Below are 15,136 nucleotides of genomic sequence, written 5' to 3'. Positions count from 1 at the left end.
TTTTAAATAAGGAGTCTCACAGATGTTAAGAACTGACAGCCAAGCGGATTTGGTTTTCTACAACGGCAAGATTTTGACCGTAGATCCAGATTTTTCCATTCAACAAGCCGTTGCTATTCAAGATCACAAAATTCTGGCTGTCGGTTCCGATCAGTCCATTAGCAGATTCGCCAGCGACAATACCACTCAGGTCAACCTGAACGGAAAAACTGTAATTCCTGGTTTTAATGATTCCCATCATCACTTTATGAACCGGGCAGCCCGTGCCTACAATGGAATTCGTTTAGATCAATTTACCTCCGTCCCGCAAATCATAGACGCACTGCTAGCAAAAGCCAAAGAACTAGGTCCAGGAGAGGTAATTATCAGCAATGCTGGTTGTGCAGCCGAGTTATTAGATGAAGGGAGAACGCCCACCTTAGCAGAACTTGATCGAGCTTGTCCGAATAACCCGGTGGTTCTCACCTTTGAAGATGGCCGCCACACCAATACAAGGATGATGGAATTATGCGGCATTACTAAAGACCTCCCCAACCCCACCAAAGGCATGATTGGGCGAGATCCTGAGACCGGGGAATTAACCGGAGTCTTTGCGGGGACTGCTCAACGGTTACTCCTCTCAAAAGGCTCTAGTGCAACTGGTGATATCGGGGTATTCACAGAGGATCAGCTTTACACGGCAGTTCTTTGGGCCCAGCGTTTAGCTAACTCAGCCGGAATTACTAGCATTCGCAACCCTTCACTACAACCATATGAAATGGTCGCCTATCAGCGACTCTGGCAAAATCAGGCACTCACATTGCGGATAGCAATGGATGTTAATGTCGATCATGTTAACTTATCCGTGGAAGAACTGGAAAAAGAGCTAGGAAGCTGGGGAATTCGCCCCCCCTTCGGGGATGAATGGCTCAGAGTGAATGGAGTAAGCGAACTCTGGGTCGATCAATCCACTGATGGAATGCTCAATAGTTGGTCTTACTCTACCCTTCCCCTAGTAGGAGAAGGTCAAGTTAACTACCGAGGTATTCAGCGTCTATCCTGTGATAAACTTAACCAAATTTGTATTACCCTCAACAAGCTAGGTTGGCGACCTCTTGTACACGCAGGAGGGGATGTGGCAGTAGATATTTTGCTAGATGCTTTTGCTGCTGCTGATCAAGTTGCTTCTCTCAAAGGTAAACGCTGGGTGCTAGATCATGCCCATTATGGTCAATCACGCCATATCGAACGAGTTAAAGGTATGGATTTAGTCGTGGCGATGCAGTATCATCCCTATATGTACTACCCGGTTTTTGCACTGTATCATAGTGCAGAACGGGCTGCTCATCTGTTCCCGGCTAAAGAATGGCTAGATGCTGGGATTATGGTGGCTGGAGGGAGTGATTATTCTAAAATACCCGCTAGTCCATTTGAAGGAATATACTTTTTTGTCAGCAGACAGACTAAAAAATGGGGGTTAATCGGTCCCGAACACGCAGTAAGCCGTCAACAAGCTTTACAAATGTATACCCTAAACTCTGCCTATCTAACCTTTGAAGAATCTATTAAGGGATCGATTGAGCCGGGAAAACTAGCAGATATCGTCATTCTTTCGGGGGATTATTTAACTGTACCGGAAGAGGAAATTTTAGATTTAAAACCTTTAGCAACTCTTGTAGGTGGGAAAGTGGTTTATCAGGATCAAGATTATGATGTTAAATTTCCGCCTAACTTAGTTCGTTAATAACTACCTAGATATCAATTAACAGAAAATTATAATTAAACAGTAGATTTCCGCCATAGTAATTGATAAACCCAAGCAAAACTAAGGAGAGTAAAATGAGGGCAAATGTGGTTCTTCAATTTGTTGACAATAATGGACACAATCAACAAACATTAGAGGCATTTAAGAAACTGTTACGGCGTATATTCGAGTATGTTTGGCGGAATCAGTTAATTTTGTTATTAGCATTAGGGATAATTTTTTGCCTGTCGATTTTTCAGGTTCTCATTCCCCAAATTGCCCGCTACTCAATTGATGTGGTTATCCCAGAGAAAAAACTAAATCTCTTACCTTTTATAGCAGCAGCTACCCTTTTAATCGCAATCTTTAGAGGCATACTTGATTATTTTCGCATTTATCTAATGTCGTTGTTCGGTCAAAAAATAGTTGAAAGTATCCGCAATGATTTATATCAACATATCCAAAAGCTATCTATTAGCTTTTTTGATAATCAGAGAACAGGGGATTTAATGTCCCGAATGTCCGAAAATGTTAATACCATTGGAACGTTAATATCATCAGATATTTCGGAGATTTTAGTCGATAGCTTGGTTGTATTAGTAATTATCGTTTACTTATTGAGTGTTGATTGGCAATTAGCTTTGCTTTTAATTGTTACTTGGCCTTTACAGATTTATATAACCAAAATTTTCAGTAACTTTATACAGGTTGCTTATCAAGATGTAGAGCATCAAGCAGCAGAAATTAACAATCATATCCAAGACACTGTATCTAATATTAATGCCATCAAATCTTTTGGCAATGAAAAGTATGAAATAGACCGTTTTTCTGAGCAAAGCCGTAACTATATGCAGGTGAATATTAAGGCTATTCGTCTATGGTCTATATTTGTACCAACTATAGATACAATTAATATTATTGGTAGTTTAATCGTCTTGGTTGTAGGATCTTGGGCAGTTATAGCGGATAGATTGACCGTTGGTGAACTGACGGCTTTTTTTGCCTACACGAATCAAGTTAGCAGACCCATTCTACGTTTTAGTAAAATTCTGAATATCCTGCAAAAAGCACTAGTGAGTTCTGATCGGATTTTTGCAATTTTGGAGACCGAACCAGAAGTGAAAGAACAGGACAATGCAATTGCTCTCACCTCTGTCCAGGGTAGAATGAGATTTGAAGAGGTTGACTTCGCTTACCGTCAAGGAAAAACAATCATCCATAACTTTACCCTTGATATTCAACCCGGAATGACCATTGCTTTAGTCGGTTCCTCTGGTTCAGGAAAAAGTACAATTGCTAAACTAGCCGCTCGTTTTTATGACCCCAAAAATGGTAGAATTTTAATTGATGATCAAGATTTGCGAGATATTTCTCTAGACTCTTTGCGGTCGCATTTGGGCATTGTTTCCCAAGACACCTTACTCCTTTACGGAACTATCCGTGATAACATTGCCTACGGTAAACTAGAGGCTACCGATGCTGAAATTGAAGCAGCTGCAAAAGCGGCTAATGCCCATGATTTTATTATGAGTTTTCCCGATGGATATAATTCAATCATCGGAGAAAGAGGAGTCAAATTATCAGGAGGACAGCGACAGCGTTTAGCTATTGCTCGTGTTTTGGTCAAGAATCCACAATTTGTCATCCTTGACGAGGCAACTTCTGCTCTTGATACTGAATCGGAAAAACTGATTCAAGAGTCATTAACTCAGCTATTGAAAGGTCGTACTAGCTTAGTTATTGCTCACCGACTTTCTACGATTCAAAATGCCGATTTAATCGTAGTTTTAGAAGGAGGAAAAATCCTAGAAAGTGGAAATCATGCAGAATTAATGACCAAAGAAGGAAGGTATCTGGAACTTCAAAATATGCAAATTATCCAAGAACATCCTCAATTATCAAAGATCAATAATTAGTTAAATCTATCAATCAAAAACCTCAATTATTTATGAATTGCAAGCATTGTGAAAACTATCTGCCTCCAGCCTGGCCATCTACTATTTTTACTCAAATTGACTGGAAAGCGGGTGATGTTGTCATCTCATCCGCGGCTAAACAGGGAACAACTTGGATGCAGAACATTGTCCACCAACTGCGCACCGGTGGAGATGCTGATTTTCAAGATATTAATGAAGAATGTCCCCGACCTGAATTTGTGGAATATCCAGGACAAGAGGATCAAGAACGACTGGAACGGTGGAAAAACACTGTATTTAAAAAATATCCATTCCGTGCTATCAAAACCCATGCAGTTCCCCCTAAACTGCCCTTTGAACCAAAGGTCAGATATATTATTCCCGTGCGTAATGGGAAAGATTCTCTAGTTTCTTTTTATTATTACCGCAATAGTACCACAGAAGAATTTAGAGAACTTTGGGGAGGAAGACCTTTCCTATTTCCTTCCTTTGATGTTTTTTTTGACTGCTATTTACAACAGTGGCAATCTTATTGGAATTGTATCAATGCTTGGTTGCCTTATCGTCATTCTGAAAACGTCCTGTTTATCCACTATGGCGATCTCAAAAACGATCTTGAAGGTAATCTCCAAAAAATCGCTAACTTCCTAAATTTGGAGCCATCCTCAGCACAATGGCTCAGTATTATCGAAAAATGTGGTTTCAAGTGGATGCAGGCTAATTCCCACAAATTTGAACCTAGAGTAATCCCTTTGAATATGCCAATTATTAACAAAGGCAGAATGATTCGTAAGGGGAAAGTCGGCGATTATGTTGATTTGTTTACCGCCGAACAGGAAAGACGGTGGGATACTCTTCATCGAGAAATGTTACCTGATGAGGCAATACGAAACTGGTGCGATAATGGTGGTGACCTGCCCTAATATGGCGAATTTTGCCCAATTTAGGTACATTTTTACTGTATTAAGCAGCGAGCAGGATGCTCGCGCCACAAGACATTTGTATCTAACGCTTATTGAGGAAGGCTATAGTTGTAAGTAATTGGTGGTTTGTGATGACATTACTAACTGAAGAACAAATTGCCGAGTTTAGCGATCGCGGTTATTTGGTTATTGATAATATCTTCGATCCCCAAACCGATCTCAATCCGATTATGGAAGAATATCTTGGCGTTTTAGAGCATCTCGCCCAGGATCTCTACGCCCAAGGTAAAATTAGATCATTGTATGCGGATTTACCTTTTGAGGAACGTCTGATCGCCATTTATCAAGATAGTGGTAAGGTGCATGGTCAATACTTTAACCCTTCGCTCCCCGCGGATGGTGTCAAAGAAAATACTCCCTATTGGGCGGGACCAGCAGTGTTTCAGGCTTTGCGACACAAACGCCTACTAGATGTCATTGAGTCTATTATTGGTGGAGAGATATATGCGGCTCCCATTCTCTATACACGCATTAAACCACCAGAACATTTAACGCCTCACGATCACATGGGGCGCGTACAATTGGGAAAAACCTTGATTCATCAGGATAATGCAGGTTTACTGCCAGAAGTGGATGAAACAGAAATGTTAACCGCCTGGTTTCCCATGAAAGATGCTACTGTTGACAACGGCTGTTTGTGCGTTTGGCCTCGCAGTCACCATCTGGGTTTACTGCAACACTTTCTAGATCGAGGCAGACCTTATATTCCGGATGAATATCTGAAAATTGCTGGACAAGCAGTACCTGTCCCCGTCAAACGTGGCAGCGTCTTATTAATGGACAAACGCACAATTCATGCCTCTTATGCTAACCACAGTCAAGAAGTTCGGTGGAGTTTTGACTGTCGCTATACCCCAATTGATCAGCCTAAAGTCAGGGAATTTTTTCCGGGTTTTGTTGCCCGTAGTTACCAACATCCTGAAACCGAACTACATGATCCAGTAGAGTGGGATCGGGGGTGGCAGGAAGCCCGCCAGAGACTGGCAAAAGAAGGGACACCGAAATTCCATCGCTGGACGGAATATAAAGGAAATTAGCTAGTTAATCATGTGCTAACGTTTGTGAACTAATGCTATACCTTCTCCGTGGCATACATACCACTCAGAAAAGCGGTCGAATTTCTGGGGTTGCACCCTAATACATTGAGGAGATATCCAGATGTAAGTTCATAGATTTAAAAAATCAAACCAATTATATTGTACCTAGGTGTATTAGCAATGAACGTAAATCAGGGTTTTCGGATTATTCCGCCAGAAAAAGAGATAAATCAGCCGAGTGGTTCTACTTATTTGATGGATGTGTTCGACAATGAACTACTTGATCTGATTGATGAACAGATAATCAATCAAGGATATTTTAGTATTGATGAGCATGGAGCAGATATTCTACAGAAGTATCCTTATTTTCTAAAGCTTAAAGAAGTTCGTCTTATTCCAGCCATTGAAAAATTACTAGATAGACAAATTACCCAATTGATCAAGGTTCATAGTGACGGGAGTTTCTCTTTTTTGATAACACGAATTGAGGAAACTCATAAATACTCTTTTCTGCTCAATGATGAACTCAATGTTCATCAAAGTGTCAAGATGATTCTGTCCAGATTGTTGCCTTTAGCCATGTTATTTGATAAGTTTGGGCAAAAATACCCCGGAATCTCTGGCATTGTGCCTTTTTTTTATGGCGATAAAGGTAGAGGTTTAGGCAGTGTACTCTGTTATGACAGCAATTTTGACCATCATCTGCTTTTGCCTGACTCTGATTTTCTTTACAGATATGCTTATCAAGATTTCAAAGACCAATTAGCAACTCAGTCTATTCCGTGGGAAGCACGGCAAGAAATTTTATATTGGCGAGGTTCTGCAACAGGGGACAAAAAGGATGATCATAAATGGCGAATGATGCCAAGATTTCAGCTTTGTCAATTCGCAACTGAGGTCGCTAATAAAGATTTGTTTGATATAAAAATTACACGCATTACTAATCGGTTTTCTTCAGAAGAAGTAATTGCCGAGATCAAGAATAGCGGATTGACTGCACCCTATGCCGCAGCGATTGATCAGGTAAACTATAAATATTTAATTGATCTTGATGGTCATGGTAGCACTTGGACTGGATTATTTTTGCGGTTGTTAACAGGGAGTACCGTACTGAAAGTAAATTCAGAACGAGGATTTAGGCAATGGTTTCATGATAGACTTATTCCATGGGAAAACTATGTACCCGTTAAATCGGATTTTTCAGATTTAGAAGAAACTGTTGTATATTTGAAAAATAATGATGAATTAGCCCACAAAATTGGGTCCGCAGGAGGAGAATTAGCCTACTCTATGACGCTGGAAAATGAGATTAATTATGCTTTACCTGTGATCTTCCAGTGCTTAGATAATAATAAAGATTTACAGAGTATCTAGAAATACGTAGCATTTCTTAAATACGTGAGATACAAATGTAAATGATCGTGTTGTAGTGCTGGCATCTTGCCAGCTAAGGATGTACCTTACTTGCGTAAAATTCGCTATGGACTTTCAGCCAAGGCAGCAACCCGCTCATAATAATGCAGCATCATATCAGGAAACTGTCTAGCGATTTGCCTAATTTCCGTGCTAACCTCTAAAGTCATCACATCATCCCCAAACTGCTCGAATAGCTGAATTATTTTACAGACAGTTAGCTTGAGTTTCCTTAGCAGGTCGCTGTCTGCTTGCTCCAGATGGGCACAAAATTCACCTAAATTCAAGATCACTTCATCTGTAGAAATTGTATGATTGCCCACGGCAGTTTTTAGTTTAGTTATAAACTGTGGGTAGACTGCCAACACTTTTTGGGAGGTTTCCGTTTCCTGAAGTTTGGAAAATGCCTCCCGTAACTCAGTGAAATCTTCCCGATATATTTCCTCTGTCATTTGCAAAACTTGTTCCCATACTTCACCAAAAATCTGCGGTAAAAACTCTAACAGAAAACGCTGATGGGTTTTGATATACATCATCAGCTTCACAGGAGAAACAGAGATGCCATTTTGCACTTCATCTTGGGTGACAATTTCCCTCTGAATACTAAAATCATTACTTAGAGCGTTTTCTATCTCCACAATCAGAAAAAGATAGCTAACCCAACTACGATAAAAATTATCAATAGGGGTGGCTGCTTGAAAATTAGCAAATCCTCGCACGATGCCAATACGATAACTAGCTAACATAGCCTGAATTTCTTGATCGGCATGGTGTCCCACTTTATGATAAGCAACGGTGGCATCCATTCCAGAGTAGGAGCGCAGAATCTTAAATCCTCCGGGATGCTGGTTGCGGAAAGGGGTAACATCATAAACAGCGTCGTTAATAATCAGCCAGTATCCCTCATCCTCATTATTGTGTAAAGCGATTTCCGACAGATCATATAATGGGACTGTCTCCTCTAAAGCACCGACAAACGGGGTAAAAGTTTCTTCCAAATAACGACCATCAGCCATGAGATTTTCTATCATTTCCGCTGCTAATCGCTGTTTTTCTTGGGGATAACCTTCACAAAAACCAGCAATAACTTGCTCAAGCGCCTCCCTAACGCTGGTAGCAAAACCCGTTTGTCCACAGACATAAATATAAGCACCTTTCCCACCCTCTTTTATTCCCTGTAAGAGTTTCCAGAGTAATTGTTTGTTTTCCTCCTGCTGAATCTCATCACCGATGCGATGTCGATTTCTCGGTGTAAATTGCCAGCTATTTTCGTCACCATGAGACTGAAAAGTAGCTTGAATATCCTCACGAGTAAAAACCATTCGCAAGTGAAGTTTTCCTGCGGCTATTAGGTCTGTCAATTCCGGCTGATAATGGAAATCCCTCCGGGTAGGGGTGCTGAAAAATAACCAATTTTCGCCAGTCTTTCCGGCTGTAGCCCGTTCTAGCAGAAAACTCCGGCAAGGTGAGATGCCAGTCCCTCCAGCAAACATAACGATAGGACGATTAACATCTTGGGGTAGGTGAAAACTTGGGGAAGGAACAATTCTGATGGCGATTTTATTCTGATTTTCCCTAGCTAAAAACTGTGAAGCTGTACCGCTCCGTCTGGCTTGACGGGAAAGTTCATTGTCTTGAGTTTCATAGTGCAGTTTACCAATTGTTAACTCTAACTCAGTTGCACCTTTAGTTAAACTTGAACCAACAGGTGTGGTCATGACAGAGGAAATTGAGTAAAGTCGGAAATATTCTGGTGGAACAACCTGACAGATATGTTTAACTGCATCAGGTTCAACTCCCAAAAGTCTTTTGGGATCAAAGCCATCTGCTATCAGCATTTCCAGCAAATCCCAAAGTTCCCATTCTTGTTCTACATGGTTCTGGATAATCCGTCTGAGTGTGGGATGATGGGTGAGGGTAAATAGTAGTTTGGCAACAGGACGTTTGATCGGACGAATCTGCCCAAATTTTAATAATGTTCTGAGGGGCAAACTTTGATAACCTTGATACCCATGCCGATAATTAATCGCTACTTGCCAAGTGGGATCTAAAGGTATTAATTCATCTCCAGTTGCTTGTAAGGCTTTGAGAGTTTTTTCTACTAAAATATCCTGATTTTCCGGTAAAACTGCACAGCGATCTCCAGGACGGTAATAGACGCAACTTTCTTCTAATCCTAGTTTGACTTGCACTACATTACCCAGTTCACTCACACTCTTGACTTCTTTAATAAAAGCTTGATGATAGTTATTTTGTTTAGAAAAGCAATGGTAACGCTCTTGTCGTGCTAGTTCAAGTTGTTTGTCTATGTTTTCCCAAATTCGGTCTTTGAAAGAACCTTTAAACGCCGCAGTGGCAGAACGCCCGCTTTTGAAAGCTGTTTGTATATAACCAGCCGCCTTCAGGCGGTGTCTGCCGAGAAATCCATTTTCACCTGCATAGGCATAGAGTACATCTTGAAAGATTCGGTTCAGTCTGGGGATATTATTCTGTCGGATATAATTAGAAACAGAAATCGCTTTAACTGCTAAGAAAAAATCAGCCCAGTGGGGGGGAAACCATTCCCGGACATGGATACTTTCTTGACCAACGTCACTAGCATAACTGCCTCTTTCTAAAAAGGCATCTAGTGCTTGTAAGGACGCTGTGGCTGCGCCAACCGGACCGGCTGCACCCTGACGAATTGGCACAGAAAGGGGTGCGATCGTTTTTGCCCAGACAACAGGATCTACAAATAAACGACTCCGAGAATTAGGAATTACCTTGGGCAAGCATACAAAAGTCAGGTGGTTCAAACAATCTAGCATCACCAATAGTTCTTTTTCTAACTCTTGCGGGTTGTCATTGGTGACGGCTTCTTGGGCGCGGACTATGGCACCAACTAAAGGGGTTGACTGGGCTTGGATTTCAATTGTACTGCCCAGAAAAATACGTTCTTCTTCATTACCCCAATAGGGAATCAGTAGTCGCAGGTTTTCTACCTCCATCGGACCATTGGGGTCGATTAAACGCCAATTGTAGGTTGACATATCGATATAGGACATATGGGCTTCCTTTCTGTGGAGGCGTTGGGCGATTTCTTGCCAAGGTTTCAAGATGGATGGGGGTAAAGCGGAGGGAGGTTCTGTATCAATGTAGTAATAGGTATGAGCAAAAGCACTAATAATTGACGAAGCACGCAATAGCATGACATCAGAAAGGCTATTGGCATCCGCAGGTAGCAGAGGCATTGCGTTGAGACGTTGGCGTAGATTTAGCTTTCGGCAAAGCTCTGGCAGTTCAGAAGCAATATCATCCCAAATCCTATGGCTTGATGGTAATGCCTGTAAAGGCAAATTCATAGGCATAAATCCATTTTTTTCAGACAGAAATCCTCTATTTTCATGTCCTAAACGTTGATTAGTCTCAATTGCCTTCAGCAAAACACAACGAGATGGAATCAGTTGTCCATCGCCCGTTGCCATCTGATACCCTTGAGCCACTCTAGTTGAGAACAGTAGATAATTTTCCATAAGGATATTTGGGTTAGAGTTTTGTGTTATATTTATCCAAGAGTTACAGCAGCTTTCGGCACGCTACGCGAACACTGCTCAACGGTAAAACTCTTTTGGTGCAAGGTTTTGTGATCAAAATTTGCACCTCATTTACCGGAAATATGCTGTAATTATGTAGTTAGTTTACCCTTGATAAAGGTGTCCGATGACAGTAACATATCTGGAATCTGAATTGGTGTCAAGATATCCCGGCTTCAAAATTGCTTATAGTACTATAAATAACATTAATAATACGCAGGAATCACCGGAAGTTACTAAACTCATCGAAACCCTGCCTAATTATGTAAAAGCAAATGAGAAGGAGCTTTTGTCCCGTGCAGATCACATGAAACATTTCTACAAAAGGATAGGCTCTAAAAATAGGTATCATATTTTATCGCTATTGAAATCTACACTAAATGGACGAAATTACCAGCCGAGTAATCCATCTGTAGATTTGGTCTATGGAATTGAACTACAAAATGGGATCTTGATGGGGTTGCACGATTTGGATAAAATCCCAAAAGATATTTATGTAGGAGTAGCTAAAGGTCTGGAAACACTGGATCACATTTCTCAAGGAAATCTAACTTTAGCAGAGGGAGCTATTATTTTGAAAAATGGAAAAACGGTGATGGCTTCTCTGTCAGATGGACCAGACAAACAGACAAAAGTTACTGAAACATCCCAAAATATTTTAGTAGTCGCCTTTGGTGCGCCAGAAGATTCACTGGCATCATTGCTCTCAGCTATACAACAGACTAACCAATTATTCAGGGATTATAAATTAGGGGAACCAGAAAACATTGACACAAAAATCGCCTGAATTTTCCCCCGTCAATCCCTATAGCAAATTTTGACCAAGTGAGGTACATCTTTAGCAGTCAAGATGCCAGCAATAGAATAATTTTATCATTTACATTTGTATGTCGCTTGTTTAAGAAATGCTATATTATGAATAGTCAAGAGAACAAGGAATTAGTGATGTCACCGGATTTAATTTTGTACAACGCTAAGATTATCACTGTAGATGAGAAATTCACCATTGCACAAGCAGTAGCAATTAAAGACGGAAGATTTGTGGCCGTGGGGGCAAGCAATCAGATACTATCTCTAGCAAGAGAAAGCACAAAAACATTAGACTTGGAAGGAAAAACAGTTATTCCCGGATTTATCGACGGACATTTTCGCTTGCTAGATCGAGCAACCGCCCAAAAATACGGCGCGAATATTTCTCTTTCAGAAAGTGTAGGAGATATTCTTGATGCCGTGAGGGAAGCAGCAGCAAGAATCCCAAAAGGTCAGGTAATTACCAGTAATTCCGGTTGGTTTCCGCAAATGCTTCAAGAAGGGAGAGATCCAACAAAAGAAGAACTCGATGCAGTTGCCCCCGAACATCCGGTAATATTGCGTGGGGAATATATTTATCTTAATTCTTATGCTCTCAAACAATTTAAGATTACAAAAAATACTCCGCAGCCAGAATACGGTTGGATTGAAAAAGACCCGGTTACAGGTGAACCAACAGGTGTACTGATGGGGGATGCAGCTAAACTCCTTGATGGTGTTCATCTAAAATTTAGCGCAGAACAAAAAAGAAATGCTTTACTTTGGGCATTGGGAGAGTGTGCTAAAGCGGGAGTCACCAGTATTCGAGAAGGAGGCATTTCCATCCCGGATTTGCGTTTTTACCATCAACTTTACCGCGAAGGTAAACTACCGATTCGAGTCTCAGCGCAATTATCCCTAAATATGTCCCTACCCATCTCAGAGATTTTAAGCAACTTCGAGCAATTTTATCTCAACAATCCTTTTGGCGATCGCTGGTTTCAAATAGACCGAGCAAGTTATATTTTTGCCGATGATGAATACAATCGGAGCAATTTAAGCACACCTATTTACAATCAGCGCGTCCCTGAAGAGCGAGTCCGTCGCTTTCACAGTAGCCGGGATGGTAGCACAGAAAAAATAGAGCAAATCATCACGGGTATGGCAAAATTAGGCATCAGTGGTGGGATTTTGGCAGGGGGTGATTTAGCGATTGATGAGGTGTTAGATATTCTCGATCGCGTCAACGATCTTTATCCACTTTCAGACCGGCGCTGGATCATCTCCCAACTCTTCTATCCTCAAGAGCGGCATTTGGCAAAGATGAAAAAACTTGGTGTTGTCCTGACACCCATGTGGCATCATTACTATTACTATCCTGCGCTTGAAGTTTATCACGGTAAAACCGTGGCGCAAACAATGGACCCATTTAAAATGCTAATTGAGAGCGGGGTTCCAGTAGGTTTGGGGAGTGATATTTCTAGCATTCCCTTGAATTACTTCACGGCTATTTATTTTCTTCATACTCGCAATACATGGAAATGGGGATTAGTCAATCCCGATCAGGGAATCTCCAGAGAGCAAGCATTGCGTCTCCTAACTATTAACAACGCCTATGTCACTTTTGAAGAAAAAGAAAAGGGATCGATTGAATGTGGCAAATTGGCTGATTTGGTGGTTATCTCTGACGATATAATGACCGTTACCGCCGAAAAAATCCCCTTGATTAAACCTCTGCTTACTATTATTAATGGTCAGGTAGTATATTCAGTTTGGACAACAAATTAACCAGGGCAGTCGTACCCAACGACATAAAGTGAATCAAGAAATACAGATTTTTTCATTTTCCAAAGCGATCGCTAATGAATTAGAAGCTACAGGTGCAATACTGTCACCTTCTAGATCAGTGATTATGTCAACATTGCTACTAAACAACAGGAGACTGTGAAATATGTTCTTTGATGAATTGTCCCCAATATTTCAACAATTGACCAAGCACCCAGTTTCATTTATGGGGGGTTTTTTTTCAGGTGTGCTGCGACTCAACCTCAAGGACGATCCTGTAAAAAGCTGGCTAGACCAACAAATTAACTCAACTACTCATACTACCTCAACTCACGACGCACATAATGGTAAGGCTAGCGGACCTCAGCAAATTGCCATTGACTGAAACTGTCACCCATCTCAAAATTCAATAACCCAAGGTAGAGTGTGAATAAAACTCTTGTAGGGTAAGTATTTAGCCAGCCCTAACAGTATACTTAGGGCTGGCTAAACCAAATCTCATTACATAAAAAGACAAATATAAACACATATAAACACATATAAAAACATATAAACACGCCTAAATCCATATTATTAGACTTTGTTAAATCTCATACTTTGAAAAATGTCACAATCAGTTATTATGTGAGCATAAGCGTAAGTTCAGCCCTCTGGCATCCTTAGTTGAAGCAAAAGCCAGCATAACCATCGCTGTCCTACAACATTCGCCATAGGTGAGTCAGAGTAGACCATGCAATATTTTGTAGTTTGTTTACTTTTGTTTCCCCAGCTGAACTAATCGCTTTTTGTTAAAAATTACGTTACCCACATGACTATTTACGTTGGAAACCTTTCTTACCGCGCTACTGAAGAAGATTTAAGAGAAGTATTTGCAGACTACGGCGAAGTCAAAAGAGTAGTGCTACCTACCGACCGAGAAACAGGACGAATGCGTGGCTTTGCGTTTGTTGAAATGAACGAAGATGCCCAAGAAGATGCTGCTATTGCCAAATTAGATGGCGCAGAATGGATGGGTCGTCAACTGAGAGTCAACAAAGCTAAACCAAAGGAAGATAATCGGCGAGGAGGGGGTTGGACAAAAAAACAAGATTTTTAATCAAGTGGACTCACTACCATACCATATTTTTTTCTAGTTATGCAAAATTAATTTGCAGAAATTTGCTAGAAATAATGAATATATACCCGGCTAGTTGTCAACATTAACCAAGTTTTCACAAAAGCCGGGCATTTTTATCCATTCTCAGGAGCAAAACATTTCATTTAGTTAGCCAACAAGTTTAAAATAGATTAAACTCTTATGGCATGGCCAATGTATGGGTGTTCACGCAGCAATATTTACTGCCTACTTTTGCAGATGAAATTTCATGGAAGAACTAATAGAATTACGGAAATTTTTAAAAAAAGGCAACATATCCAGTGCGCTACTGATGATTGATGAAATGGAAGAGATGAGCAAAAAGGATATTTTGAATAAAATTCGTAGTTATGGTATAGTTCTTATGTTACATTTCATCAAGCAAGACGTAGAAAAACGCACCACTCGCTCTTGGGATGTATTCATCCGAAACGCGATTTTAGAAATTCAGGACTTGAATGCTCGTCCTAAATCCAAAGGTACATACCTTGACGACTCCGAACTCAGGGAATCTCTAGAAAGCGCATACCGTCAAGCCATTAACCAAGCCTCTTTAGAGATTAATGAAGGTCGGTATAAAGTCTCTGAGTTGCGGAAAATGGTAAACAAGCAAGAAATTTGCAACCGAGCTATGACGGCTATTTCAGCATTTACCGATATGGAATAAAAAAACATCCCCGTTTCCTCAAGACATCCACCAAACAGAGATGCTACATTCCAAGTTTCTAGATTTTTTGTGGGCAATGTCTAATTCTTTAGTTTATCTAAAATCATATTTAAGTT

At 40.7% G+C, this 15,136-nt stretch carries 11 protein-coding genes; 10 read left to right on the top strand and 1 reads right to left on the bottom strand.

Going from position 1 to position 15,136, the window contains the following annotated elements; translation table 11 throughout:
- The first annotated feature begins 22 nt into the window (after positions 1-22).
- The 5 genes from NWP17_RS09265 (at position 23) to NWP17_RS09245 (ending at position 7,033) form a co-directional block, all read left to right on the top strand.
- Positions 23-1,723 carry an amidohydrolase gene (locus tag NWP17_RS09265; RefSeq protein ID WP_280654623.1) on the top strand — a complete coding sequence of 567 codons (1,701 nt, stop codon included), beginning with the start codon at positions 23-25 and terminating at the stop codon, positions 1,721-1,723.
- Between the two features lie 95 nt (positions 1,724-1,818).
- On the top strand, positions 1,819-3,639 hold the full coding sequence (locus NWP17_RS09260) for an ABC transporter ATP-binding protein (protein WP_280654622.1): 1,821 nt from the start codon (positions 1,819-1,821) through the stop codon (positions 3,637-3,639).
- A gap of 32 nt (positions 3,640-3,671) precedes the next feature.
- Positions 3,672-4,562, top strand: a complete 891-nt coding sequence (locus tag NWP17_RS09255; protein WP_280654621.1) for a sulfotransferase domain-containing protein — start codon at positions 3,672-3,674, stop codon at positions 4,560-4,562.
- Between the two features lie 131 nt (positions 4,563-4,693).
- Positions 4,694-5,659, top strand: a complete 966-nt coding sequence (locus NWP17_RS09250; RefSeq protein WP_280654620.1) for a phytanoyl-CoA dioxygenase family protein — start codon at positions 4,694-4,696, stop codon at positions 5,657-5,659.
- A 180-nt stretch (positions 5,660-5,839) separates the two neighbouring features.
- Complete coding sequence (locus NWP17_RS09245) at positions 5,840-7,033, top strand: glycosyl transferase family 90 (RefSeq protein WP_280654619.1); 1,194 nt, start codon at positions 5,840-5,842, stop codon at positions 7,031-7,033.
- Positions 7,034-7,137: 104 nt separating this feature from the next.
- Here NWP17_RS09245 and NWP17_RS09240 read toward each other — a convergent pair whose 3' ends face one another.
- A complete protein-coding gene (locus NWP17_RS09240) occupies positions 7,138-10,584 on the bottom strand; it encodes a cytochrome b5 domain-containing protein (RefSeq protein ID WP_280654618.1) in 3,447 nt (1,148 codons plus the stop codon).
- A gap of 187 nt (positions 10,585-10,771) precedes the next feature.
- Between NWP17_RS09240 and NWP17_RS09235 the strand changes: the two genes are divergently transcribed.
- From NWP17_RS09235 to NWP17_RS09215, 5 genes are all read left to right on the top strand, one after another.
- Positions 10,772-11,431 (top strand): phenylalanine--tRNA ligase beta subunit-related protein, encoded by a 660-nt coding sequence (locus NWP17_RS09235; protein ID WP_280654617.1) that lies wholly within the window; start codon positions 10,772-10,774, stop codon positions 11,429-11,431.
- Positions 11,432-11,559: 128 nt separating this feature from the next.
- Entirely contained in the window at positions 11,560-13,221 is a 1,662-nt protein-coding gene (locus NWP17_RS09230; protein WP_280654616.1) for an amidohydrolase, read from the top strand.
- Between the two features lie 163 nt (positions 13,222-13,384).
- On the top strand, positions 13,385-13,603 hold the full coding sequence (locus NWP17_RS09225) for a ssl0294 family protein (RefSeq protein ID WP_280654615.1): 219 nt from the start codon (positions 13,385-13,387) through the stop codon (positions 13,601-13,603).
- A 423-nt stretch (positions 13,604-14,026) separates the two neighbouring features.
- Positions 14,027-14,314, top strand: coding sequence for an RNA recognition motif domain-containing protein (locus NWP17_RS09220; protein ID WP_280654614.1), 288 nt, complete (start codon positions 14,027-14,029; stop codon positions 14,312-14,314).
- Positions 14,315-14,582: 268 nt separating this feature from the next.
- Positions 14,583-15,020 (top strand): DUF29 family protein, encoded by a 438-nt coding sequence (locus NWP17_RS09215; RefSeq protein WP_280654613.1) that lies wholly within the window; start codon positions 14,583-14,585, stop codon positions 15,018-15,020.
- Positions 15,021-15,136 lie beyond the last annotated feature (116 nt).

The organism is Chrysosporum bergii ANA360D (genome assembly GCF_029891735.1).
Classification (GTDB): Bacteria; Cyanobacteriota; Cyanobacteriia; order Cyanobacteriales; family Nostocaceae; genus Umezakia; species Umezakia bergii.
The sequence above is the reverse complement of the archived record's forward strand: the minus strand, read 5'-3'. Positions and strand labels throughout refer to the sequence as shown.

Excerpts from the sequence above, each read along its gene's own strand:
- NWP17_RS09265 (WP_280654623.1), top strand. The coding sequence starts at position 23 with ATGTTAAGAACTGACAGCCAAGCGGATTTGGTTTTCTACAACGGCAAG.
- NWP17_RS09260 (WP_280654622.1), top strand. The coding sequence starts at position 1,819 with ATGAGGGCAAATGTGGTTCTTCAATTTGTTGACAATAATGGACACAAT.
- NWP17_RS09255 (WP_280654621.1), top strand. The coding sequence starts at position 3,672 with ATGAATTGCAAGCATTGTGAAAACTATCTGCCTCCAGCCTGGCCATCT.
- NWP17_RS09250 (WP_280654620.1), top strand. The coding sequence starts at position 4,694 with ATGACATTACTAACTGAAGAACAAATTGCCGAGTTTAGCGATCGCGGT.
- NWP17_RS09245 (WP_280654619.1), top strand. The coding sequence starts at position 5,840 with ATGAACGTAAATCAGGGTTTTCGGATTATTCCGCCAGAAAAAGAGATA.
- NWP17_RS09240 (WP_280654618.1), bottom strand. The coding sequence starts at position 10,584 with ATGGAAAATTATCTACTGTTCTCAACTAGAGTGGCTCAAGGGTATCAG.
- NWP17_RS09235 (WP_280654617.1), top strand. The coding sequence starts at position 10,772 with ATGACAGTAACATATCTGGAATCTGAATTGGTGTCAAGATATCCCGGC.
- NWP17_RS09230 (WP_280654616.1), top strand. The coding sequence starts at position 11,560 with ATGAATAGTCAAGAGAACAAGGAATTAGTGATGTCACCGGATTTAATT.
- NWP17_RS09225 (WP_280654615.1), top strand. The coding sequence starts at position 13,385 with ATGTTCTTTGATGAATTGTCCCCAATATTTCAACAATTGACCAAGCAC.
- NWP17_RS09220 (WP_280654614.1), top strand. The coding sequence starts at position 14,027 with ATGACTATTTACGTTGGAAACCTTTCTTACCGCGCTACTGAAGAAGAT.
- NWP17_RS09215 (WP_280654613.1), top strand. The coding sequence starts at position 14,583 with ATGGAAGAACTAATAGAATTACGGAAATTTTTAAAAAAAGGCAACATA.